24 protein-coding genes, 1 tRNA gene and 2 riboswitches are annotated in these 21,699 nt (G+C 69.7%); of the genes, 9 read left to right on the forward strand and 16 right to left on the reverse strand.

Annotated features, from left to right (window positions below):
- Positions 1-207: 207 nt before the first annotated feature.
- Complete coding sequence (locus IF17_RS0119570; RefSeq protein ID WP_030567704.1) at positions 208-2,619, forward strand: transglycosylase domain-containing protein; 2,412 nt, start codon at positions 208-210, stop codon at positions 2,617-2,619.
- A 21-nt stretch (positions 2,620-2,640) separates the two neighbouring features.
- On the opposite strand, the gene IF17_RS0119575 is transcribed toward IF17_RS0119570, so the two are convergent.
- The 3 genes from IF17_RS0119575 to IF17_RS0119585 all read right to left on the reverse strand — a co-directional run bounded on the left by IF17_RS0119575 (position 2,641) and on the right by IF17_RS0119585 (position 3,872).
- Positions 2,641-2,961, reverse strand: a complete 321-nt coding sequence (locus IF17_RS0119575; protein ID WP_018512395.1) for a DMT family transporter — start codon at positions 2,959-2,961, stop codon at positions 2,641-2,643.
- 52 nt (positions 2,962-3,013) lie between these two features.
- Positions 3,014-3,077, reverse strand: a riboswitch (guanidine-III (ykkC-III) riboswitch).
- A 50-nt stretch (positions 3,078-3,127) separates the two neighbouring features.
- Positions 3,128-3,484, reverse strand: a complete 357-nt coding sequence (locus tag IF17_RS0119580) for a GroES family chaperonin (RefSeq protein WP_030567706.1) — start codon at positions 3,482-3,484, stop codon at positions 3,128-3,130.
- 73 nt (positions 3,485-3,557) lie between these two features.
- Positions 3,558-3,872 carry a DUF3618 domain-containing protein gene (locus IF17_RS0119585; RefSeq protein WP_030567707.1) on the reverse strand — a complete coding sequence of 105 codons (315 nt, stop codon included), beginning with the start codon at positions 3,870-3,872 and terminating at the stop codon, positions 3,558-3,560.
- A 142-nt stretch (positions 3,873-4,014) separates the two neighbouring features.
- On the opposite strand from IF17_RS0119585, the gene bcp reads away from it, so the two are divergent.
- The 5 genes from bcp (at position 4,015) to IF17_RS0119610 (ending at position 7,767) form a co-directional block, all read left to right on the forward strand.
- Positions 4,015-4,482, forward strand: coding sequence for a thioredoxin-dependent thiol peroxidase (bcp, locus tag IF17_RS0119590; protein WP_015608808.1), 468 nt, complete (start codon positions 4,015-4,017; stop codon positions 4,480-4,482).
- A 223-nt stretch (positions 4,483-4,705) separates the two neighbouring features.
- Positions 4,706-6,202, forward strand: coding sequence for a glycine betaine/L-proline transporter ProP (proP, locus tag IF17_RS0119595; RefSeq protein ID WP_030567709.1), 1,497 nt, complete (start codon positions 4,706-4,708; stop codon positions 6,200-6,202).
- A gap of 113 nt (positions 6,203-6,315) precedes the next feature.
- Complete coding sequence (locus IF17_RS0119600; protein WP_030567711.1) at positions 6,316-6,975, forward strand: HNH endonuclease; 660 nt, start codon at positions 6,316-6,318, stop codon at positions 6,973-6,975.
- Positions 6,972-7,634, forward strand: a complete 663-nt coding sequence (locus tag IF17_RS0119605) for an HNH endonuclease signature motif containing protein (RefSeq protein ID WP_030567713.1) — start codon at positions 6,972-6,974, stop codon at positions 7,632-7,634. The genes IF17_RS0119600 and IF17_RS0119605 overlap by 4 nt, the downstream gene beginning before the upstream one ends.
- A 58-nt stretch (positions 7,635-7,692) precedes the next feature.
- A tRNA-Leu gene (locus IF17_RS0119610) sits at positions 7,693-7,767 on the forward strand.
- 49 nt (positions 7,768-7,816) lie between these two features.
- Here the strand turns inward: IF17_RS0119610 and rdgB are convergent.
- The 4 genes from rdgB to IF17_RS0119630 all read right to left on the reverse strand — a co-directional run bounded on the left by rdgB (position 7,817) and on the right by IF17_RS0119630 (position 10,146).
- A complete protein-coding gene (gene rdgB / locus IF17_RS0119615; RefSeq protein ID WP_030567715.1) occupies positions 7,817-8,419 on the reverse strand; it encodes an RdgB/HAM1 family non-canonical purine NTP pyrophosphatase in 603 nt (200 codons plus the stop codon).
- A gap of 33 nt (positions 8,420-8,452) precedes the next feature.
- Positions 8,453-8,842, reverse strand: coding sequence for a hypothetical protein (locus tag IF17_RS0119620; RefSeq protein WP_030567717.1), 390 nt, complete (start codon positions 8,840-8,842; stop codon positions 8,453-8,455).
- A 123-nt stretch (positions 8,843-8,965) separates the two neighbouring features.
- A complete protein-coding gene (gene rph / locus IF17_RS0119625; RefSeq protein WP_003968867.1) occupies positions 8,966-9,703 on the reverse strand; it encodes a ribonuclease PH in 738 nt (245 codons plus the stop codon).
- A gap of 182 nt (positions 9,704-9,885) precedes the next feature.
- Complete coding sequence (locus IF17_RS0119630) at positions 9,886-10,146, reverse strand: PTS sugar transporter subunit IIB (protein ID WP_256859097.1); 261 nt, start codon at positions 10,144-10,146, stop codon at positions 9,886-9,888.
- A gap of 196 nt (positions 10,147-10,342) precedes the next feature.
- Between IF17_RS0119630 and IF17_RS0119635 the strand changes: the two genes are divergently transcribed.
- Both IF17_RS0119635 and IF17_RS0119640 read left to right on the forward strand, forming a co-directional pair.
- Positions 10,343-11,602 (forward strand): PTS transporter subunit EIIC, encoded by a 1,260-nt coding sequence (locus IF17_RS0119635; RefSeq protein WP_030567721.1) that lies wholly within the window; start codon positions 10,343-10,345, stop codon positions 11,600-11,602.
- A 260-nt stretch (positions 11,603-11,862) separates the two neighbouring features.
- On the forward strand, positions 11,863-13,128 hold the full coding sequence (locus tag IF17_RS0119640) for a PTS transporter subunit EIIC (RefSeq protein WP_018512384.1): 1,266 nt from the start codon (positions 11,863-11,865) through the stop codon (positions 13,126-13,128).
- A gap of 75 nt (positions 13,129-13,203) precedes the next feature.
- On the opposite strand, the gene IF17_RS0119645 is transcribed toward IF17_RS0119640, so the two are convergent.
- Positions 13,204-13,956: an MBL fold metallo-hydrolase gene (locus IF17_RS0119645; RefSeq protein WP_030567723.1), complete on the reverse strand. Its 753-nt coding sequence runs from the start codon at positions 13,954-13,956 to the stop codon at positions 13,204-13,206.
- A 290-nt stretch (positions 13,957-14,246) separates the two neighbouring features.
- Here IF17_RS0119645 and IF17_RS0119650 point away from each other — a divergent pair, with 290 nt between their 5' ends.
- Complete coding sequence (locus tag IF17_RS0119650) at positions 14,247-14,771, forward strand: type II toxin-antitoxin system PemK/MazF family toxin (protein ID WP_030567725.1); 525 nt, start codon at positions 14,247-14,249, stop codon at positions 14,769-14,771.
- A 174-nt stretch (positions 14,772-14,945) separates the two neighbouring features.
- Here the strand turns inward: IF17_RS0119650 and IF17_RS0119655 are convergent, their stop codons facing one another.
- The 8 genes from IF17_RS0119655 to IF17_RS0119685 all read right to left on the reverse strand — a co-directional run bounded on the left by IF17_RS0119655 (position 14,946) and on the right by IF17_RS0119685 (position 21,629).
- A complete protein-coding gene (locus IF17_RS0119655; protein ID WP_030567727.1) occupies positions 14,946-15,896 on the reverse strand; it encodes a PLP-dependent cysteine synthase family protein in 951 nt (316 codons plus the stop codon).
- A complete protein-coding gene (locus IF17_RS0119660; protein WP_030567729.1) occupies positions 15,896-16,183 on the reverse strand; it encodes a MoaD/ThiS family protein in 288 nt (95 codons plus the stop codon). Before IF17_RS0119660 ends, IF17_RS0119655 begins: the two co-directional genes overlap by 1 nt.
- 114 nt (positions 16,184-16,297) lie before the next feature.
- Positions 16,298-16,414, reverse strand: a complete 117-nt coding sequence (locus IF17_RS1000000140255) for a putative leader peptide (RefSeq protein WP_309544402.1) — start codon at positions 16,412-16,414, stop codon at positions 16,298-16,300.
- 69 nt (positions 16,415-16,483) lie between these two features.
- Complete coding sequence (locus tag IF17_RS0119665) at positions 16,484-17,281, reverse strand: ABC transporter ATP-binding protein (protein ID WP_030567731.1); 798 nt, start codon at positions 17,279-17,281, stop codon at positions 16,484-16,486.
- 31 nt (positions 17,282-17,312) lie between these two features.
- Positions 17,313-18,353, reverse strand: coding sequence for a FecCD family ABC transporter permease (locus tag IF17_RS0119670; protein WP_030567732.1), 1,041 nt, complete (start codon positions 18,351-18,353; stop codon positions 17,313-17,315).
- The gene (locus IF17_RS0119675) at positions 18,350-19,345 is read right to left on the reverse strand and encodes an ABC transporter substrate-binding protein (RefSeq protein ID WP_030567734.1); all 996 of its coding nucleotides are present in this window, start codon (positions 19,343-19,345) and stop codon (positions 18,350-18,352) included. Before IF17_RS0119675 ends, IF17_RS0119670 begins: the two co-directional genes overlap by 4 nt.
- Positions 19,346-19,383: 38 nt before the next feature.
- Positions 19,384-19,561, reverse strand: a riboswitch (cobalamin riboswitch).
- 28 nt (positions 19,562-19,589) lie between these two features.
- Entirely contained in the window at positions 19,590-20,012 is a 423-nt protein-coding gene (locus IF17_RS0119680) for a M67 family metallopeptidase (protein WP_030567736.1), read from the reverse strand.
- Positions 20,013-20,183: 171 nt separating this feature from the next.
- Positions 20,184-21,629: an amino acid permease gene (locus IF17_RS0119685; RefSeq protein WP_030567738.1), complete on the reverse strand. Its 1,446-nt coding sequence runs from the start codon at positions 21,627-21,629 to the stop codon at positions 20,184-20,186.
- Between the last annotated feature and the right edge of the window lie 70 nt (positions 21,630-21,699).

Raw genomic sequence — 21,699 nt, forward strand, 5'->3', positions numbered from 1 at the left:
CCCCCGCCGCCGGCCGGTCGGGGAACTCCCGCTTCCGGATCCGGACACCAAAGCGCCCGACCTTAGTGCACGGACGGAGGCCACCGCGACGGCTTTTCGAGGGGCGCGGAGGCGGGAGAACGGGGGAGATCGGAGGATGATACGAGGGTTTCACGGCGAAACGGGCACTATGGGAGCACCGACCGCACCCGAGGAGCCCGCACCGACATGAGCGACGAGCACCAGACCTGGGCCCCCCGGGACCCCTCAGCCGCCTCCGCGAGCCCCGGGGACGACGAGGGCGCACAAGGAGCGCAGGGCAAGGCACCGGGGAATAAGGGGCGCACGAAGCGCCCCAAGCGGACCGGCTGGCGCCGCCTCTTCCCGACCTGGCGGATGGTCCTCGGGTCGGTCCTGGTGGCCGGTCTCCTGCTCGTCGGCGGGTTCTTCGCCGGATACCAGCTCGTCGACATCCCGGCCGCCAACGCCGGCGCCGACGCGCAGTCCAACGTCTACTTCTACAAGGACGGCACCGTCCTGGCCCGCGACGGCGAGGTCAACCGGGAGAAGGTCAAGCTCTCCCAGGTGCCCTCCAACGTCCAGCGGGCCGTACTCGCCGCCGAGGACCGCGACTTCTACAACCAGCCCGCCGTCGACGTGCGGGCCATGTTCCGGGCCGGCTGGAACACCGTCACCGGCAAGGGCAAGCAGGGCGGCTCCACCATCACCCAGCAGTACGTCAAGAACTACTACCTCGGCCAGGAACGGACCGTCGTCCGCAAGGCCAAGGAGTTCTTCATCGCGATCAAGCTCAACCGCGAGCAGAGCAAGGACCAGATCTTCGAGGGCTACCTCAACACCAGCTACTTCGGGCGCAACGCCTACGGCATCCAGGCCGCCGCCCAGGCCTACTACGGCAAGAACGTCGAGGACCTCACCACCGCCGAGGCCGCCTACCTCGCCTCCCTGCTGAACGCCCCCAGCGCGTACGACGTCGTCGCCCACCCCGACAGCAAGCCCGCCGCCCTGAGCCGCTGGAACTACGTCCTGGACGGCATGGTCAAGGAGGGCTGGCTCGACTCCGGCGAACGCTCCACGACCGAGTTCCCCGTCCCCGGCGAGGCCAAGCCCTCCACCGGCCTCTCCGGCCAGCGCGGCTACCTGGTGCAGGCGGTCGAGCAGTACCTCACCGGCAACGGGATCATCGACGAGAAGACCCTCGCCACCGGCGGCCACCGCATCACCACCACCCTCGACAAGAAGAAGCAGGACGCCTTCGTCGCGGCGGTCAGGAACAACGTGATGAAGAAGCGCAGCGCCGACCGCGAGCCGGACAAGAACGTACGCGTCGGCGGCGCCTCCATCGTCCCCGAGACCGGCGAGGTCGTCGCGATGTACGGAGGCGTCGACTACACCCAGCAGTACGTCAACAACGCCACCCGCCGCGACTACCAGGTCGGCTCCACCTTCAAGCCGTTCGTCTTCACCGCCGCCATCGCGGGCGGCTCCACCACCCAGGACGGCCGGCGCATCACCCCGGAGACGTACTACGACGGCACCAACAAGCGCACCGTCCAGGGCCCCCAGGGCTCCACCGGATACGACCCCGCCAACGAGGACGACGTCGACTACGGGCAGATCACCGTCCGCACCGCCACCGACAAGTCCGTCAACGCCGTCTACGCGCAGATGGCCCAGGACGTCGGCCCCGAGAAGGTGCGCGACACCGCCGTCGCCCTCGGCATCCCGAAGAACACCCCCGACCTCAACGCCTCCCCCTCCATCGCGCTCGGCCCCGCCACCGCCAGCGTCCTGGACCTCACCGAGGCGTACGCGACGCTCGCCAACCACGGCCGGCACGGCCCGTACACCCTCGTCGACAAGGTCACCAAGGACGGCACCGAGATCGAGCTGCCCGACCGGAAGACCGAACAGGCCGTCACCCGCGAGGCCGCCGACACCACCACCGCCCTCCTCCGCTCCGTCGTCGAGGGCGGCACCGGCTCCGCCGCCCAGGCAGCGGGCCGCCCCGCCGTCGGCAAGACGGGCACCGCCGAGGAGGACAAGGCCGCCTGGTTCGCCGGGTACACCCCCGACCTCGCGACCGTCGTCGCCGTGATGGGCCAGGACCCCGACTCCGGCACCCAGACCCCGCTCTACGGAGCCCTCGGCCTGGACCGCGTCAACGGCGGCGGCGCCCCCGCCGAGACCTGGGCCGCCTACACCGAAGCGGCCCTGCGCTCCTCCCCCGCCCAGGAGTTCGACCTCCGGACGGCCCCCGGCTCCGACGAACCCCAGGAGCCGGGCGAGGACGGGACCGACACCATCGACGGCCCGGACACCCCGGACGACACCGGCTCCTCCAGCACCTCCCCCAGCGCCCCGGCCGACACCACCACCCCCTCGGCCCCCACCACCCCCGCCCCGCCGGGCAACGGCGACGGCGGAACGGGCACCACCGGCGACGCGACGGGAGGGACGGACGGCGGCGGAGCGACCGGGGAGACCGGCGACGGCGGAACCGGCACCGGCACGGAGGGCGGCACCGACGGAGACAACGGCGACAGCGACGGCGATACGGGAGCCCTCGGCGGCGGCCTCATCGAAGGGGTCCGCGGCGCCCGCGAACAGGGCGAGTGAAGCCGCCCCTCCGGGCACCCCTCAGTGCCCGGAGGTCGCCTTCAGGCCGACCACGGCCACCAGCAGCAGACAGACGAAGAAGATCCGGGCGGCGGTCACCGGCTCGTTCAGCACGACCATGCCGAGGATCGCCGCACCGGCCGCGCCGATGCCGACCCAGACCCCGTACGCCGTACCGATCGGCAGCGTCTTCGCGGCATGGGACAGCAACACCATGCTCGCCACGATCCCGAGGCCGGTGAACACACTCGGCCAGAGCCGGGTGAACCCCTCGGTGTACTTCATCCCGATCGACCAGCCCACTTCGAGCAGACCGGCGACGATCAACAGAACCCAGGCCACGACAGAACCTCCGACGACAACACGCGAGCACGTCAGCACGCGAACGAACACGGATGCGTCGTCTTTGCCTGCCCGGTACGGCGCGTCTCGTCGGGGTGTTTCCACCGTAGCAAGGAATGGCCGGAGGGCCTGGTGACCATGGTCACCAGGCCCTCCGCCGTACGTCCTACAGATACAGCCCGGTCGAGTCCACCGACCCCTCGAACCGGTCCGCCGCCACCGCGTGCAGATCGCGCTCGCGCATCAGCACGTACGCCACACCCCGCACCTCCACCTCGGCACGGTCCTCGGGGTCGTACAGCACCCGGTCCCCGGGCTCCACCGTCCGCACGTTCTGGCCGACCGCGACGACCGCGCCCCAGGCGAGCCGGCGGCCCACCGCGGCCGTCGCCGGGATCAGGATGCCGCCGCCGGAACGCCGCTCGCCCTCGGCGGTGTCGTTCCGCACCAGGACACGGTCGTGCAGCATGCGGATGGGCAGCTTGTCGTCATCATGGGGGTTGCCCTGAGTCTTCTCGCTCACGCCCGCAACCTACCGTCACCGCACCGGCGCACACGCCCGAGGGGGCCGTGCGCCTCCCGGGGCGACGGATCCGTCACCCGCGGCGCTTGGAGAGCGTGATCAGCCCCACCACACCCACCACCAGCAGCGCGGCGGGAATCACCCGCTCCAGCCGCGGCGAGCCGTCCACCGCGACGAACTGCGCCTTCACCTGTGACACCGAGCGATTCACCGTGACGAACGCGCGGCCGGCCGTGCGGTCCACCGTCTGGGCCGCCTTGGCCTTCGCGTCGCCGATGATCGTCTTCGGGTGTACCCGCACCCCGATCTCGTCGAGCACCACAGCGAGCTGCTCACGCCTGCTGATGATGTCCGCCTCGATCTGCGCAGGGGTCCTGGCATCCGACACTGCGCCGCCTCCGTGGTCGTGTCTCCGGTAAACCTTCTCTGAACCTTCGTCGACAGTCTGTCAGCTCGAACCCCCACGCACCCGGCGGCACCCCTATTACGCTCGGTCCCGTCCGACCCGTGCACCACCCGAGGAGAACCACATGAGCGAGCGACTCAAGCCCGGCGACCCCGCTCCCGCCTTCACCCTTCCCGACGCCGACGGCAACGAGGTCTCGCTCGCGGACCACAAGGGCCGCAAGGTCATCGTCTACTTCTACCCGGCTGCTCTTACCCCCGGTTGCACCAAGCAGGCCTGCGACTTCACGGACAACCTCGACCTCCTCGCGGGCGCCGGATACGACGTCATCGGCGTCTCCCCCGACAAGCCGGAGAAGCTCGCGAAGTTCCGCGAGCAGGAGAACCTCAAGGTCACCCTGGTCGGCGACCCGTCGAAGGAGACCCTGGAGGCGTACGGCGCCTTCGGCGAGAAGAAGCTCTACGGCAAAGTGGTGACGGGCGTCATCCGCTCCACCGTCGTCGTCGACGAGGACGGCAAGGTCGAGCACGCCTTCTACAACGTCAAGGCCACCGGCCACGTGGCCAAGATCATCAGGGACCTGGGCATCTGACCCGGCCCCTCCCGGCTCAGTCTCGCCCCGGATGGGCCATCCGGGGCGAGGCGGCCCGGACGCCCTCCCGCACGGCGGCGGACCACGCGCAGCCCCTACGCCTGCCCCGAAACGATGTCGAGAACATGTGAGGGACATCGCATCGGACCATGAAGTCGGTTTGCGACCGCCACGACCGCGCAGAAGCCTTTCCTGGAACACCCTCCGAGGAAAGGACCCGGCCATGGCGGCCCCCGACCCCCACCAGGCGGCCGACCCCCAAGCGGTCAAACGCCACCCCACGCTCTTCCGGGCGGTCCGCAAGCGCAAGAACCCGAAGCTGCGCCGTACGGACATCACCGTCACGGACGACGCGGCGGTGAAGCGCGCGGTCAAGGCGGCCTCGCTGGGCAACGCCATGGAGTGGTTCGACTTCGGCATCTACTCCTACCTGGCCGTGACGATCGGGCACGTCTTCTTCCCGTCCGGGAACGAGACCACCCAGCTCCTCTCCTCCTTCGCGACGTTCGCGGTGGCCTTCCTCGTACGGCCGCTCGGCGGCATGTTCTTCGGCCCGATGGGTGACAAGGTCGGCCGCAAGAAGGTCCTCGCGCTGACGATGATCCTGATGGCGGTCGGCACGTTCGCCATCGGCCTGATCCCCTCGCACGAGACGATCGGCGTCTGGGCCGCAGTCCTGCTGATCTTCTTCCGGATGCTCCAGGGCTTCTCGACGGGCGGTGAGTACGGCGGTGCGTCGACGTTCATCGCGGAGTACGCCCCCGACAAGCGCCGCGGCTTCTTCGGCAGCTTCCTGGAGTTCGGCACCCTGGCCGGCTACGTCGGCGCGGCGGGCCTCGTGACGGCCCTGTACGCCCTCCTGAACGACGCGCAGATGGAGGCCTGGGGGTGGAGGATCCCGTTCCTCGTCGCGGGCCCGCTGGGCCTGGTCGGCCTCTACCTGCGACTGCGCCTGGACGAGACCCCGGCCTTCCAGAAGCTGGAGGGCGGCACGGCGCACGCGAGCGAGGCGGCGGACGGCGTGGAATCCACGGCCAAGGGCGACCTGGCCAAGATCTTCCGGCAGTACTGGCCGACGCTGATCCTCTGCATCTGCCTGGTGGGCGCGTACAACATCACCGACTACATGCTGCTGTCGTACATGCCGACGTACCTCTCCGACGAGCTCGGCTACAGCGAGACGCACGGGCTGCTGATCCTGCTGGCGGTGATGGTGTTCCTGATGGCGATCATCAGCCAGGTCGGCAAGCTGTCGGACCGCTTCGGCCGCAAGCCCCTGCTCATGACCGGCATGCTGGGCTTCCTCTTCCTCTCCCTCCCGGCGTTCCTCCTGATCCGCATCGACGGCATCCTCCCGATCACGCTCGGCATGCTGCTGCTGGGCCTCTCCCTGGTCTGCATGCTCGGCACGATGTCGGCGGCCCTGCCGGCCCTGTTCCCGACGAACGTCCGCTACGGCTCCCTCTCCGTCGGCTACAACCTCTCCGCGTCGATCTTCGGCGGCACGACCCCCCTGGTGATCACGGCCCTGATCAGCTGGACGGGCTCCAACCTGATGCCCGCGTACTACGCGATGGCGGCGGCCCTGATCGGCGTGATCGCGGTCGCCTGCATGAAGGAGACCGCCCAGCAGCCCCTGATCGGCTCCCCGCCGTCGGTGGAGACGGACGAGGAGGCGGCGGAACTGGTGCACGCCCAGGCGCCGGAACCGAAGTTCTGACGCCCTTCCCCTTGAGTGACCCCCTCCGGATTCCGGACGTAACCATCCGATAAACGGTTCGTTACTCCGTACGAGGCCACGAACGTGCGGCCGGAATCGGAGGGGGCAGGGGCATGGGGAACAGCCCGTACACGCGCGAGCGGCTGGCGGAGGCGGCCTCGTCGTCGCGGACGCTTTCGGAGGCGTTGACGAAGCTCGGGGTGGATCCGAAGAGTCCGACGCGGCGGTACGTCCATGAACGCATGAAGAAGATGGGCATAGCCACGAAGCACTTCGAGCGCGAGGGTGCTCGCTGGACGAAAGAGGTCCTTGAGCCCGTGGTCGCTGTGTCGACGAGCGTCTATGAGGTGCTGCGACGCCTGGGCCTGGAGGCCGTGGGGGGCCACCACAGCAACATCAGCAGACGCATCAAGGCGTACGGCATCGACACCTCACACTTCGCGCAGCCGTCGCGTGCCGGGACGAAGAAGCGTCGCCTTTCGCCTGAGGACCTACTGGTGGACGACCGCTCACCGCACCCTCGCCGCATCCCCAGCTCCCGCCTCAAGCCCGCCATGGCCGCGCTCGGGGTGGCGGAACGCTGTGCCCTCTGCGGAACGGAACCGCTCTGGCGTGGGCGGCCTCTGCCGTTGGAGGTGGACCACATCAACGGCAGGTGGAGCGACAACCGTCTGGAGAATTTGCGGCTCCTCTGCCCCAACTGTCACTCGGCGACCGACACCTACCGAGGCCGGGCCAAGCGCCGCCGTGGCGGGTATGGCGGCAGCCGGTGAACGAGAGGCAGCAGTACACCCGCGAACGGCTGGTCGAGGCCGCAGAGCGTTGCTCGGACATCGACGAGGTCATCACGTTCCTGGGTACTCGTCCCTACGCCCAACTCCACCGCCACCTACTGAGGCGGTTCGCCCACTTCGGCATCGATGTCTCCCACTTCAGGCACTGCGGTTCGCACACCGCTGCTTCACGCCCCTCACGGGCCACACTCCGTGAGGCTGTGGCAGCCGCACGCTCCATCGCGGAGCTGCTCCGCAAACTCGGGCGCCCCACGAACGGGCACCAACGAAAGCTGTTGCGGCAGTGGATCGCGGAGGAGGACCTCTCGACCTCGCACTTCCTCGGCCAGGCGCACCAGCGTGGCAGGCCGGGGACGGCCCCCGCCAAGCGCCCCGAAGAAGTGCTGGTGAGACACGGCGGCAGACATCGCACGAAGACTGTGCAGCTACGCCGGGCCTTGCGCGAGATCGGCGTGGCCGAGCAGTGCGACGAGTGCGGAACCAAGCCGGTCTGGCGCGGATCGCCCATCACTCTGGAGATCGACCACATCAACGGCGACTGGAGCGACGACCGCGCCGAGAACCTTCGGTTGCTGTGCCCGAACTGCCACGCGGTGACCCGCACCTGGTGCAGAGGTGGAAGCGTCGCGAAGCCCTGACGATCTCGCTTATATTCACCGCCTCCCTTCGCGGAAGCAGTAGACTTACCGTCGTTCTGCGCCCGCACGCCAACTGGTTTGAGCGGCGATCTTTAGGTGGTCGTGTCTGTCGGTTCGAATCCGACCGGGCGCACGCCCACGAGAAGGGGCCGTCCCGAGCGGGACGGCCCCTTCTCCACGCTTCACCCCACCAGCTCCCGCACCACCGGCACCAGCGCCCGGAACGCCTTCCCCCGGTGGCTGATCGCGTTCTTCTCCGCCGGGGTCAGCTCCGCGCACGTGCGGGTCTCACCCTCCGGCTGGAGGATCGGGTCGTAGCCGAAGCCTCCTGTGCCGGACGGGGCGTGGCGCAGGGTGCCGTTCAGGCGGCCCCCGACGACGCGTTCGGTGCCGTCGGGGAGGGCGAGCGCGGCGGCGCAGGCGAAGTACGCGCCGCGGTGGGCGTCGGCGATGTCGCCGAGTTGGGCCAGGAGCAGGTCGAGGTTGGCCTGGTCGTCGCCGTGGGTGCCGGACCAGCGGGCCGAGAAGATGCCGGGGGCGCCGCCGAGGACGTCGACGCAGAGGCCGGAGTCGTCGGCGATCGCCGGGTGGCCGGTGGCCTGGGCGAGGGCGTGGGCCTTGAGGAGCGCGTTCTCGGCGAAGGTGACGCCGGTCTCCTTGACGTCGGGGATGTCCGGGTACGCGTCCGCGCCGACGAGGTCGTGGTCGAGTCCCGCGTCGGCGAGGATGGCGTGCAGTTCGGTGATTTTCCCGGCGTTGCGGGTGGCGAGGATCAGGCGCGTCATGCGCCCATTGTCTCCTCCCGCGGCGGGCGGCTCCTACGGCGAGCAGACCTTGCCGATCTCCTTCGCCGCCTCCGTCACCGGGGTGATGTCCGGGGTGGCGTCGCCGCTCTCGATGGACCCGCGCACCTCGGTGACGCCCGCCTGGAGGTCGTCCACCGCCTTGGAGAGGTCCGCGTTGTCCGTGGTGTCGTCCAGCTTCTTGAGCTCGCGGTCGATCTCGTCCAGGGACTCGGAGGCCTGGGTGATGTCCTCGGAGGCGTTGGAGACGGCCTGCTGGAGGTTGTTGACGCTGGTGGCGATGGCGTCGGCGGTGCGGACGCAGTCGAGGGCCTTGTCGAGGCCGGCGCAGCCGACGGCCGTGGTCAGCGTCAGCAAGGTGGCGGCGGTGGCGAGTGCGAGGCGTTGGTGGCGGCGCGAAGCCATGGTGCGGTCCCTCCCCGGGGATCGGTACGCGGACGGGCGCACGGTTCGACCCGTGCGCCCGTGCTCGTAACGACGCTGTGGCGTGCGTATTTGGTTGCTTCTTTACCCGGGGAAGGTGAGTCGCTACGCGTTCTGCGTGGTTGCGAGTGCGTCACGCTGGAGTGCGGCCAGGTCCACGCAGCCCGCGGTGGCCAGGTCGAGCAGCGCGCCGAGCTCCTTGCGGTCGAAGGGGGCGCCCTCGGCGGTGCCCTGGACCTCGACGAAGCGGCCGTCGCCCGTGCAGACGACGTTCATGTCGGTCTCGGCGCGGACGTCCTCCTCGTAGCAGAGGTCGAGGAGCGGGGTGCCGTCGACGATGCCGACGCTGATGGCGGCGACGGTGTCGGTGAGCGGCTTGCGGCCGGCCTTGACGATCTTCTTGCCCTGGGCCCAGGCGACCGCGTCGGCGAGGGCGACGTACGCGCCGGTGATGGCGGCCGTACGGGTGCCGCCGTCGGCCTGGAGGACGTCGCAGTCCAGGACGATGGTGTTCTCGCCGAGCGCCTTGTAGTCGATGACGGCGCGGAGGGAGCGGCCGATCAGGCGGCTGATCTCGTGGGTGCGGCCGCCGATCTTGCCGCGTACGGCTTCGCGGTCGCCGCGGGTGTTGGTGGAGCGGGGCAGCATGGAGTACTCGGCGGTGACCCAGCCCTCTCCGCTGCCCTTGCGCCAGCGCGGGACGCCTTCGGTGACGGAGGCGGTGCAGAAGACTTTGGTGTCGCCGAAGGAGATGAGGACTGAGCCCTCGGCGTGCTTGCTCCAGCCGCGTTCGATGGTGACGGGGCGGAGCTGTTCGGGGGTGCGGCCGTCGATGCGAGACATGGGGCCGACTTTATCGGGTGGCGGGGGTGGGTCCGTTCGGGTGCGGAGGGGCCGTGGGCGGGGCCGGGAGCGTGCGTACGCTGCGGGCGCCGGCGTCCTCGCACCGTGCTCTCGTACGACGCAGGCCCCGGCACCGGTTGAGGTGTGGGGCCTGCGGTGCGCGGCGGCGGGATGTCAGCCGGTCACATCATGTCTTCGATGTCGGCGGCGATGGGGTCGGCGTCGGTGCCGATGACGACCTGGATCGCGGTGCCCATCTTGACGACGCCGTGGGCGCCGGCGGCCTTCAGGGCGGCCTCGTCGACCAGGTCGGCGTTGTGGACCTCGGTGCGGAGGCGGGTGATGCAGCCTTCGATCTCGTCGATGTTCTCGATGCCGCCGAGCCCGGCGACGATCTTCTCAGCCTTGGTGGCCATGTCCTTCTCCCTGGTTTTCGCGTGCAGACGGGACGCCCACTGCGGGTCCGTTTCGTCACGGTAACGCACGGTTGGCCCAACTTCGCGGGCGGGTAACCGGACTATCACCAAAGATAACGATCACCGGTGCCCTGACTTTCGGGGCGGGCCCGGACCGTGACGCAACTGGTCTACACCAGTTTCCAACGACCGCCAAACGAGGCTTGTTCCGGGAAGGACGCCGATGAGTTCGAGCGCCGCTGCGGCACCGCAGCCAAAATGGTGGAACGGGCCGGTCCAGGGCTTGCAGAAGGTCGGCCGCTCCCTCCAGCTCCCGGTGGCCGTCCTCCCGGCGGCGGGTCTGCTCGTCAGCCTCGGGAACCTCTTCGACTCCTATCTGCACGGCGCCTTCTGGGACAAGACCTCCAAGGTCCTGCTCAACGGCGGCACCGCGATCCTCGACGGCCAGGTCGGCCTGCCGCTCCTCTTCTGCATCGGCGTGGCCATCGGCTTCGCGAAGAAGGCGGACGGCTCCACCGCACTCGCGGCCGTGGTCGGCTTCCTCGTCTACCAGGGCGTCCTCACCGCCTTCCCCATGGACGGCACGGTCACGGACGAGCTGCCCGACGGCGAACCACAGAACCCCGGCGTCCTCGGCGGCATCCTCATCGGCCTGCTGACCGCCGTCATCTGGCAGCGCTACCACCGCACCAAGCTGGTGGACTGGCTCGGCTTCTTCAACGGCCGACGCCTGGTGCCGATCCTGATGGCGTTCCTCTGCGTGATCCTGGGCGTGGTGTTCGGGCTGCTGTGGCAGCCGGTGGGTGACGGGCTGACCTGGTTCTCCAAGCAGCTGATCGACCTCGGCTCGTGGGGCGCGGCGATCTTCGGCTTCGCGAACCGGCTGCTGATCCCGATCGGCATGCACCAGTTCCTGAACACGTTCTTCTGGTTCCAGGCGGGTGAGTTCACCGGGGCGGACGGCGCTACCGTCCAGGGCGACATCTCCCGGTTCTTCGCCGAGGACCCGTCGGCCGGCCAGTTCACCTCGGGCTTCTTCCCGATCATGATGTTCGGCCTGCCCGCCGCGGCCCTGGCCATCACCCACACCGCGCGGCCCGAGCGCCGCAAGGAGGTGGGCGGTCTGATGGTGTCGGTGGCGCTGACCTCGTTCGTCACCGGGGTGACCGAGCCGATCGAGTTCTCGTTCATGTTCGTCGCGCCGCTGCTGTACGGCGTGCACGCGGTGCTCACCGGGGCCTCGATGGGCATCACCTGGCTGCTGGGGGTGCATGCCGGGTTCAGCTTCTCGGCCGGGTTGATCGACTACGTCGTCAACTGGCATCTGGATACGAAACCGTGGCTGATCATCCCGATCGGTGCGTGCTTCGCCGTGATCTACTACATCGTCTTCCGCTTCGCGATCACCAAGTTCGACCTCAAGACACCGGGGCGTGAACCGGAGGAGATCGAGAAGGAGATCGAGAAGGACCTGACGAAGTAGCAGGTCGGCGGGGCTTCGCCCCGCTCGCGCAAGGCCCTCGGACCGCCCGGTCCGGGGGCCTTCGCCATGTCACCCAACGTGCCGGGTCTGCTACCGCGAATCAGCAGGGAATTGCAGGTTCCTTATCTAACCCTCACCGTGCTAAAACTGGTCTACACCACTGAGTGGTCCAGACCACGGCGCTCTGCCGCAGGGTCTGTCGAGTCGCCGCCTCCCCGCATCAACGACCTGGGCGGCACCGTGTCCCATGGAGGAAGTTGATGACCACGGCTGAGACCGCACCCGCGGCCGAGAAGAAGAAGGGCGCCGGCGCGATGGCCGTCATGCAGCGCATCGGCCGCAGCCTCATGCTGCCGGTCGCCGTGCTGCCGGCTGCCGCGCTCCTGGTCCGCCTCGGCAACGGCGACATGCTGGGGCGCGAGTCGTTCCCGACCTTCATCACGAAGCTCGCCGGCTACATGGCCGCGGGCGGCGGCGCGATCCTCGACAACATGCCGCTGCTCTTCGCCGTCGGCATCGCGATCGGCTTCGCGAAGAAGTCGGACGGCTCGACCGCGCTGGCCGCCGTCACCGGTTACCTCGTCTTCCAGAAGGTGCTCGCCACCTTCACGGACAGCAACCTGCCCCAGGTCGCGAGCGTCGCCGACGGCAAGATCGTGATGAGCGACGCCCCCGTCAACGCCGGCGTCCTCGGCGGTGTCGTGATGGGCATAGTCGTGGCCCTGCTGTACCAGAAGTTCTACCGGACGAAGCTGCCCGACTGGGCCGGCTTCTTCAGCGGCCGCCGTCTGGTCCCGATCCTCTCCGCCTTCGCGGGTCTGCTCATCGGTATCGTCTTCGGTCTGATCTGGCCGGTGCTCGGCGCCGGTCTGCACAACTTCGGTGAGTGGCTCGTCGGCTCGGGCGCGGTCGGCGCGGGCATCTTCGGTGTCGCCAACCGTGCGCTGATCCCGGTCGGCATGCACCACCTGCTGAACTCCTTCCCGTGGTTCCAGGCGGGCGAGTACAACGGCGCCCACGGTGACATCGCCCGCTTCCTGGCCGGTGACCCGAACGCCGGACAGTTCATGACCGGCTTCTTCCCGATCATGATGTTCGCCCTCCCGGCGGCCTGCCTCGCGATCGTCCACTGCGCCCGCCCCGAGCGCCGCAAGGTCGTCGGCGGCATGATGTTCTCCCTCGCGCTGACCTCGTTCGTCACCGGTGTGACCGAGCCGATCGAGTTCACGTTCATGTTCATCGCCCCGGTGCTGTACGCGATCCACGCGGTGCTGACCGGTGTCTCGATGGCCCTGACCTGGGCGCTCGGCATGAAGGACGGCTTCGGCTTCTCCGCCGGTCTGGTCGACTTCCTGCTGAACCTCGGCATCGCGTCGAAGCCCTGGCTGCTGGTCCTGGTCGGCCTCTGCTTCGCGGTGATCTACTACGTGGTCTTCCGCTTCGCGATCACCAAGTTCAACCTCCCGACCCCGGGCCGGGAGTCGGACGAGGAGCTCGCCGAGCTGCAGAAGGCCGAGGCGAAGTAGCCCTCAGCCCGCACCCGTACTCCGTACGCACGAAGCCCCCGCCTTCCCTCTCGGAAGGCGGGGGCTTCGTCGTCCTCAGAACTCGTACACCGCTCCCGGCGCCGCCAGTTCCACCGGGCCCGGGTAGACCGCCCGCGCGTCGGCGAGGTTGCGGTTCTCGTCCGTCCACGGCGGGATGTGGGTGAGGACGAGTCGGCGGGCGCCCGCGCGGGCGGCGGCCTCGCCGGCCTCACGGCCGTTGAGGTGCAGGTCGGGGATGTCTTCCTTGCCGTCGACGAACGACGCCTCGCACAGGAACAGGTCCGCGTCCCGGGCCAGCTCCTCCAGGGCGTCGCAGGTCCCGGTGTCGCCGGAGTAGGCGAGGGTGGAGCCACCGTGCTCGACCCGGATGCCGAAGGTGTCGACGGGGTGGCGGAGCTTCTCCGTCACGACGGTGAAGGGACCGATCTCGAAGGAGTCCGCCTTGAGCGTGTGGAAGTCGAAGACCTCGCTCATCGCCCGGTCGGAGGGGGTGTCGCCGTGGGCGGCGGTCAGGCGCTGCTCGGTGCCCTCGGGGCCGTAGACCGGAAGAGGGACCGGGCGGGCGCCGTCGTGGCGGTAGTAGCGCACGACGAAGTACGCGCACATGTCGGCGCAGTGATCGGCGTGGAGGTGGCTGAGGAAGATCGCGTCGAGGTCGTAGAGACCGACGTGGCGCTGCAGCTCGCCGAGGGCGCCGTTGCCCATGTCGAGGAGCAGCCGGAAGCCGTCGGCCTCTACGAGGTAGCTCGAGCATGCCGAACCCGGGGACGGGAACGAGCCGGAGCAGCCGACGACGGTGAGCTTCATGGAGCGTGAACCTCCGAGACGTGGGACGGGGAGGGTTCGTGCGGGTGGGGTGGTGCGGGTGAGGCCGTACCGGTGAGGTCCTGCGGGTGCGGTCGTGCAATTCCTGCCGGAACGTTTTGCGGTTTGTCGAGCGTAAGGCGCAAAACTCCGCGTCGCTCCTCTGCCGCCTGCCGTTGTGGGGGAACTCACCTGCTCTGTCACCGGTTCGATGGAAGCGCGCCCACGGTGGCGCCCGGGCGCGGCGTCCGGGTGCGGGAGGGGTGCCCGCCGGCCGCCGGTACCGTCGGGGGATGAACACGTTCTGGTGGGTGGCGCTGGTCGCCGTGGTTCTGCTGGCCCTCGTCGCCGCGGTGGTGGACGGGCGGGGGCGCTCGGACCGGGGGCCCCGGTCGCGGCGGCCGCGCCAGCCGGCGGGGTCGGCCCGGCCGCCTTCGCGGCCTTCGCGGCCCTCGGGAAAGCCGTCGGGTCCGGCGGGGCGCGGGGAGGAGCGTACGCCGCGGGCGGGTGAGGTGTGGTGGGCCGATGTGCCGTACGAGGACGGGCCCGGGTCCAAGGACCGGCCGTGCCTGGTGCTTTCCGTACGGGGGCGGGGCCGGGGGCGCACGGTGATCGTCGCCAAGATCACCAGCAAGCATCACGAGGAGCGGCCCGGGGTGATCGCGCTGCCCGCGGGGACGGTGGGGGATCAGCGGGGGCGGCAGAGCTTCCTGGAGACGGATGAGCTGCGGGAGGTGCGGTTGGCCGGGTTCCGGCGGAGGGTGGGGGCCGTGGATCCCGAGCTGTGGGAGCGGGTGCGGGGGCTGGGGGCGGGGTGAGGGCGGGGCCGGGTTTCGGGGCTCCGCCCCGGACCCCGCTCCTCAAACGCCGGAGGGGCTGAAAAGACGTCCTCAAGCGCCGGACGGGCTGGGATGGTGCGGACGGGCTGAGTCGGTGCTTCCCGGAACGGCCGAAAAGACGTCCTCAAACGCCGGACAGGCTGGAACTGTGGCTTACGCCCAGAGCTGGCCCTGCAAGGTTTCGATCGCCGCTTCCGTCGTTTCCGCCGTGTAGACGCCCGTCGACAGGTACTTCCAGCCGCCGTCCGCCACCACGAAGACGATGTCCGCGCTCTCCCCCGCCTTGACCGCCTTGTTGCCCACGCCGATCGCCGCGTGGAGCGCGGCGCCGGTGGAGACGCCCGCGAAGATGCCCTCCTGCTGGAGGAGTTCGCGGGTGCGGGTGACCGCGTCGGCGGAGCCGACCGAGAAGCGGGTGGTGAGGACCGAGGCGTCGTAGAGCTCGGGGACGAAGCCCTCGTCGAGGTTGCGGAGGCCGTAGACCAGGTCGTCGTAGCGCGGCTCGGCGGCGACGATCTGGATGCCGGGGCGGTTCTCGCGGAGGTAGCGGCCGACGCCCATGAGGGTGCCGGTGGTGCCGAGGCCCGCCACGAAGTGCGTGATCGACGGGAGGTCGGTGAGGATCTCCGGTCCTGTGGTGGCGTAGTGGGCGCCCGCGTTGTCCGGGTTGCCGTACTGGTAGAGCATCACCCAGTCCGGGTGCTCCGCCGCCAGCTCCTTCGCCACCCGTACGGCGGTGTTGGAGCCGCCCGCCGCCGGGGAGGAGATGATCTCGGCGCCCCACATGGCGAGCAGGTCGCGGCGTTCCTGCGAGGTGTTCTCCGGCATGACGCAGACGATGCGGTAGCCCTTGAGCTTGGCCGCCATGGCGAGCGAGATGCCGGTGTTGCCGCTGGTGGGCTCCAGGATCGTGCAGCCGGGGGTGAGCCGGCCGTCCTTCTCGGCCTGTTCGACCATGTGGAGCGCGGGGCGGTCCTTGATCGAGCCGGTCGGGTTGCGGTCCTCCAGCTTGGCCCAGATGCGGACGTCCTCGGACGGGGACAGCCGCGGGAGGCGGACGAGGGGGGTGTTCCCCACGGCCGCCAGCGGGGAGTCGTACCGCATCAGCGCATGCCGCCGGCGACGGCCGGGAGGATGGTGACGTTGTCGCCGTCGCTGAGCTTGGTGGAGATGCCGTCGAGGAAGCGGACGTCCTCGTCGTTGAGGTAGACGTTCACGAAGCGGCGGAGCTGGTCGCCGTTGGCGCCGTCGACGAGTCGCTCACGGATGCCGGTGTGGCGGCTCTCCAGGTCGGCGAAGAGGTCGGCGAGGGTGTCCCCGTTGCCTTCGACGGCCTTGGCGCCGTCGGTGTAGGTGCGGAGGATGGTCGGGATGCGGACCTCGATGGCCATGGCGTGGGCTCCTGTCGAAAGCGGGGAGGTGGTGGCGTGGGGCGCGCGTTTCTTCCCCCGCGCAGGGGGTGGAGCAGGTGGGTGGCGCGTGGGCCGTGACTCAGGCCGTGCGGCTCACGGGCAGGCTGCGGGCGGGGGACAGATCGCGCTCTTGAGCCTGCACAGGTCGACGTGCAGCCTCGCGACGAGCAGCGTGCCCGGCGTCCTGTTGCTCACGTCATGGGGAACCATGCGGGCATCGTATCGATTCCCCGTCCGGAAACCCGAGTGTGATCCCACATCATGGATGGTGAGCGACCACTATGTGGACAACGCGGGGCGGCCGGGTCCTTCCGGCAGGTAGATGACCGTCGGTGCGCCCGTCTTCGGGTGGGTGCTGACCTCGGCCGCGACGCCGTAGACCTCGCCGAGCAGGTCCGCCGTGAGGACCTCCTCCGGGGTGCCGGAGGCGACGACGCGGCCGTCCTTGAGGACGTACAGGCGGTCGCAGTAGTAGGCGGCGAGGTTGAGGTCGTGCAGGGCTAGGAGGTTGGTGGTGCCCAGGTCGCGGACCAGGGAGAGGATCTCCAGCTGGTAGCGGATGTCCAGGTGGTTGGTCGGCTCGTCCAGGACGACGAGCGCGGGCTGCTGGACCAGGGCGCGGGCGACCAGGGCGCGTTGGCGTTCGCCGCCGGAGAGGGAGGCGAACGTACGGGGTTCGAGTGCGGCGATCCCGACCCGGTCGAGGGCCTCGGTGACCAGGGCGGTGTCGGCGGCGTTGTCGGCCTCCCAGAACCGCTTGTGCGGGGCGCGGCCCATCGCGACGACCTGGCCGACGGTGAGCTCGAACCCGGCGTGGCCGTCCTGCGGGACGGTGGCGATGCGCTGGGCGCGGGCCTTCACCGGGAGGGTGGCGAGGTCGTCGCCGTCGAGGAGGACGCGGCCGTGGGTGGGGCGCAGGGTGCCGTAGACGCAGCGCAGGAGCGTGGTCTTGCCGCTGCCGTTGGGGCCGACCAGGCCGACCGTCTCGCCGTCGGCGGCGGTGAGGTCGACGGCGTCCACGAGGTGGTGGCCTTCGCCGACTCCGTACGAGAGTGCCTCGGTGCGCAGGGTGGTCACGGGCGGGCTCCCTCGGCCATACGTACGGGGATCATGCCGGCGCTCCTTCCGGCCTGCGGCGCAGCATCCACAGGAAGAACGGGCCGCCGGTCAGGGCGGTGAGGACTCCTACCGGGATGTCCTGCGGGGCCGCGAGCGTGCGGGCGGCCAGGTCGGCGAGGACCAGGAACACCGCCCCGCCGAGCGCGACCACCGGGAGCAGCGCGCGGTGCGAGGCGCCGACCGCCATCCGGGCCATGTGCGGGACCATCAGGCCGACGAAGCCGATCGCCCCGCTGTACGCGACGAGCGCCCCGGTCATCAGCGAGGCGAGGACGAAGACGGCGGCCCGGAAGCGGGCGGTGTCCAGGCCGAGGACGGTCGCGCCCTCCTCCCCCACCAGGAGCAGGTCGAGCGGGCGGGCCAGGGTGAGGAGTACGGCGGTGCCGGCGATCAGGGTGACCGTGGGGAGCGCGAGCATGTCCCAGCGGGCCGCGCCGAGGCCGCCGAGGGTCCAGTAGAGGACTTCCTGGAGGTGGTCGGCGCGGGCGGAGGTGACCAGGATCAGGCTGGTCAGGGCGGAGAGGATGTAGGAGACGGCGACCCCGGCGAGGACGAGCCGGTTGGTGGTGAGGCCTCCCCCGCCGCGCGCCAGGGTGTAGACGAGGAGCAGCGAGAGCAGCGCCCCGGCGAAGGCGGCGGCGGGGATCGTGACGGTGGTGGCGAGGGTGGCGCCGATGCCGAGGACGATCACCAGGACCGCACCGGTGGAGGCGCCGGCGGAGACGCCTAGGAGGAACGGGTCGGCGAGCTGGTTCCGTACGAGTGCCTGGAGGACCGTGCCGATGACGGCGAGTCCGGCGCCGACGACGATGCCGAGCAGGACCCGGGGCAGCCGGACGTCCAGGACGATCGTGCGGAACGGGCTCGCGTCCGCTCGGCCGGTCAGGATGTCGATGACCTGGCCGGGCGGGATGCGGACGGAGCCGAGGGCGAGGGCGGCGACCACGGCGGCTGCGAGGAGGGCGGCGAGGACGCCGACGACCAGGGTGTAGCGGAGCAGCCGCCGCGGTGCGGGGGTGCGGCAGGTCACGAGGTGGTGGCCGCCGGGTGGAGCTGGGCCGCGAGCTTCTCGACGGCGGCGGGGACACGGACGCCGAGGACCGCGTCGGAGAGCGGCATGACCGCGAAGCGCTTGTTCTTGATGGCGGGGACGTCGGCGAGGGCCGGGTCGTCGAGGAGGCGCTTCTTCTTCTGGGCGACGGTGGTGGAGCCGTAGTCGTAGATCACGATCGCCTCGGGCTTGCGGGCGACGACGTTCTCCCAGGAGGCGTCCCCGAAGGACTTGTCGAGGTCGGCGAAGATGTTGGTGCCGCCGGCGCGCGTGATCAGCTCGTTGCCGATGCCCTTGCCGCCCGCGGTGAAGGCGGTCTTGTCGCCGCTGTCGTAGACGAAGACGGGGAGGGCCTTGAGGTCCTTGAGCTTCTCGGCGGTCGCCGCGTTGTCGGCCTCGGCCTGCTTGATCCAGGTCTCGGCGCGGTCGGTGACGCCGAAGGTGCGCCCGACCTCGCGGATCTCCTCGTAGAGGGTCTCCATCGGGGTGTCGGCCTTGGCGCAGCTCTCGGTGTTGAGCCGGGTCTCGATGCCGGACTTCTTGAACGCCTCGCGGCCGCGGCCGTCGCCGGCGGTGAAGGCGCTGCTGTAGCCGCCGTAGACGAAGTCGGGGTCGGTGGCGAGGACCTGCTCGTAGGAGGGGTACTCCTTGGCGATGACCGGGACGGAGGCGTAGTCCTTCGCGTACTTCGGCAGGACCTTGTCGTCGAGGTAGGCGGTGCCGACCAGGGACTTGGTGAGGCCGAGCTCCAGCATGATCTCGGTGACGTGCTGGTTCATGGTGACCACGCGCTTCGGCGGGGCCTTGTACGTGGTGGTGACACCGCAGTTGGTGACGGTGTACGGGAAGCCGTCGCTCTTCGCCGCGGCCTTGTTCCCGGTGGGCTCGTCGCCCTCGGGGGTGGAGCAGGCGGTGAGGGCGAGCGGGAGCAGCACGGCGGCGGCTATGAGCGCGGGGGTGCGCCGGGACATGGCGGGGCCTCTCCGGGGGATTTCCGCGTCCCCTGGTCGATGCGAGAAGGCAGCGGGCCAGTTCCTGGCTTCCGGGCCGCCGTCCGCGTACGGAGTCCGTACGGGAAGGGGCCCGGTCACAGTGGCGGGACCGTGCCGGATTCGCACCGGCTTCCTGGTTCCCGCTGCCTTGTGGTCGGGTCTGGGGTGCAGTGTGCCAGACCCGTGCGGCGGTTCGGCGGGGCCCCGGAGGGCGCACTACCGCTCAGTACGCGTCGACGACCTGCACGTCTTCCTCGGTGATCTCGCCGTCCACGATGCGGTACGAGCGGAACTGGAAGGGGCCGGCGCCGTCGGTGTCGGCGGTGGAGACGAGGACGTAGTGGGCGCCGGGCTCGTTGGCGTACGTCACGTCGGTGCGGGAGGGGTAGGCCTCGGTCGCCGTGTGGGAGTGGTAGATGACCACGGGCTCCTCGTCGCGGTCGTCCATCTCGCGGTAGAGCTTGAGGAGGTCGCCGGAGTCGAACTCGTAGAACGTGGGCGAGCGGGCGGCGTTGAGCATCGGGATGAAGCGCTCGGGGCGCCCCGTCCCGGCCGGGCCCGCCACCACGCCGCACGCCTCGTCGGGGTGGTCGGCGCGGGAGTGGGCGACGATCTGGTCGTGGAGCACCTGGGTGATGGTCAGCATGGCGCCAGGATAGGCATGCGGGCCCTCGCGTACCGGTGGGTGGTACGGGAGGGCCCGCATGGTGGACGCCGGGGCCGTGGGGGGGGTGGCCCGGGCGTCCGGGAGGAGGGCCGGTCGTGGGCCCGGGGTCGCCGGGTCCGCCCTCGGGGTCGGTGCTGGGCGAGGACTGGGTCAGCGCTTGGCGAAGGCCGTGTTCTCCGGGTTGCGCGACTTGAGCACCAGGTAGGAGACGCCCAGGAGGAGCGCCCAGACCGGGGCACAGTAGAGCGAGATCCTGGCGTCCTTGTCGACCGCCATCATCACGATGACCATGCCGATGAAGGCGAGCGCGAACCAGCTGGTGTACGGGGCGCCCGGCGCCTTGAACGAGGAGTGCGGGAGCACGCCCCGGTCGGCCAGGCGGCGGTAGCGGATCTGGCTGAACAGGATCATGATCCAGGCCCACATGCCGGAGATGGTCGCGAAGGAGACGACGTAGTTGAACGCCTCGCCCGGCCACTGGTAGTTGATCCAGACGCCGACGAGCATCAGGGCGGCGGAGAAGGTGGTGCCGACGAGCGGCAGGCCGTTCTTCGTCAGCTTGGTGAAGGCGCGCGGGCCCTGTCCGTTCATGGCCAGGTCGCGGAGCATGCGGCCGGTGGAGTACATGCCGGAGTTGCAGGAGGAGAGCGCCGCGGTCAGGACGACGAAGTTGACGATGGCGGCGCCGATGCCGAGCCCCATCTCCTCGAAGGCCTTCACGAACGGCGAGACGCCCGGCTTGAACGTGGACCACGGGACGACCGACAGGATCATGATCAGCGCGCCGACGTAGAAGACGGCGATGCGCCACGGCACGGTGTTGATGGCCTTGGGCAGCACGGTCTTGGGGTCCTTGGACTCCCCGGCGGTGACGCCGACCAGCTCGACGGCGAGGAAGGCGAACATGACGATCTGGAGCGTCATCAGCATGCCGCCGATGCCGTTGGGGAAGAAGCCCCCGTCGTTCCAGAGGTTGGAGACGGTCGCGGTGTCGCCCGCGTCGGAGAAGCCGAGGGTCAGCACGCCGGCGCAGATGAGGATCATGCCGACGATCGCGGTGACCTTGACCATGGAGAACCAGAACTCCAGCTCACCGAAGAGCTTCACGGAGATCAGGTTGGCGCCGTACAGAATGACGGTGAAGACGAGTGCGGACAGCCACTGCGGAATGTCCCACCAGTACGTCATATAGGTGGCGGCGGCGGTGACTTCGGTGATTCCGGTGACCACCCAGAACAGCCAGTACGTCCAGCCCGTCACGAATCCGAAGAAGGGCCCGATGAATTCGCGGGCGTACTCCGAGAAGGAGCCGGAGACCGGGCGGTACATGAGCAGTTCGCCCAGGGCCCGCATGATGAAGAAGATGACCAGGCCCGCGAGGACGTAAGCCAGGATGAGGCTGGGTCCGGCCCGGTCGATCGCTTTGCCCGCGCCGAGGAAGAGCCCGGTGCCGATGGCTCCGCCGATGGCGATCATCTGGATCTGACGGGCGCCCAGACCTCGCTGGTACCCCTCGCCACCGGTCTCGGTCCCGTCGGCTTCCGCGCCGGGCCTTCCCTTGTCGGCCTGTCCCTCGTCGACCTGTGCCGATGTCATGTGTGGTGCGCCTTTCTCCACGCCGATCCGCGCCCTCAAGGCTGCGGATCAGGTCCTGATCCCCCCGGAT

Source organism: Streptomyces cyaneofuscatus, assembly GCF_000718135.1.
GTDB lineage: Bacteria > Actinomycetota > Actinomycetes > Streptomycetales > Streptomycetaceae > Streptomyces > Streptomyces cyaneofuscatus.

What these genes read in the sequence shown, in the direction of transcription:
- IF17_RS0119570 (WP_030567704.1), top strand. Translation starts at nt 208, where the DNA reads ATGAGCGACGAGCACCAGACCTGGGCCCCCCGGGACCCCTCAGCCGCC.
- bcp (WP_015608808.1), top strand. Translation starts at nt 4,015, where the DNA reads ATGAGCGAGCGACTCAAGCCCGGCGACCCCGCTCCCGCCTTCACCCTT.
- proP (WP_030567709.1), top strand. Translation starts at nt 4,706, where the DNA reads ATGGCGGCCCCCGACCCCCACCAGGCGGCCGACCCCCAAGCGGTCAAA.
- IF17_RS0119600 (WP_030567711.1), top strand. Translation starts at nt 6,316, where the DNA reads ATGGGGAACAGCCCGTACACGCGCGAGCGGCTGGCGGAGGCGGCCTCG.
- rdgB (WP_030567715.1), bottom strand. Translation starts at nt 8,419, where the DNA reads ATGACGCGCCTGATCCTCGCCACCCGCAACGCCGGGAAAATCACCGAA.
- IF17_RS0119620 (WP_030567717.1), bottom strand. Translation starts at nt 8,842, where the DNA reads ATGGCTTCGCGCCGCCACCAACGCCTCGCACTCGCCACCGCCGCCACC.
- rph (WP_003968867.1), bottom strand. Translation starts at nt 9,703, where the DNA reads ATGTCTCGCATCGACGGCCGCACCCCCGAACAGCTCCGCCCCGTCACC.
- IF17_RS0119635 (WP_030567721.1), top strand. Translation starts at nt 10,343, where the DNA reads ATGAGTTCGAGCGCCGCTGCGGCACCGCAGCCAAAATGGTGGAACGGG.
- IF17_RS0119640 (WP_018512384.1), top strand. Translation starts at nt 11,863, where the DNA reads ATGACCACGGCTGAGACCGCACCCGCGGCCGAGAAGAAGAAGGGCGCC.
- IF17_RS0119645 (WP_030567723.1), bottom strand. Translation starts at nt 13,956, where the DNA reads ATGAAGCTCACCGTCGTCGGCTGCTCCGGCTCGTTCCCGTCCCCGGGT.
- IF17_RS0119650 (WP_030567725.1), top strand. Translation starts at nt 14,247, where the DNA reads ATGAACACGTTCTGGTGGGTGGCGCTGGTCGCCGTGGTTCTGCTGGCC.
- IF17_RS0119655 (WP_030567727.1), bottom strand. Translation starts at nt 15,896, where the DNA reads ATGCGGTACGACTCCCCGCTGGCGGCCGTGGGGAACACCCCCCTCGTC.
- IF17_RS0119660 (WP_030567729.1), bottom strand. Translation starts at nt 16,183, where the DNA reads ATGGCCATCGAGGTCCGCATCCCGACCATCCTCCGCACCTACACCGAC.
- IF17_RS1000000140255 (WP_309544402.1), bottom strand. Translation starts at nt 16,414, where the DNA reads ATGGTTCCCCATGACGTGAGCAACAGGACGCCGGGCACGCTGCTCGTC.
- IF17_RS0119675 (WP_030567734.1), bottom strand. Translation starts at nt 19,345, where the DNA reads ATGTCCCGGCGCACCCCCGCGCTCATAGCCGCCGCCGTGCTGCTCCCG.
- IF17_RS0119680 (WP_030567736.1), bottom strand. Translation starts at nt 20,012, where the DNA reads ATGCTGACCATCACCCAGGTGCTCCACGACCAGATCGTCGCCCACTCC.
- IF17_RS0119685 (WP_030567738.1), bottom strand. Translation starts at nt 21,629, where the DNA reads ATGACATCGGCACAGGTCGACGAGGGACAGGCCGACAAGGGAAGGCCC.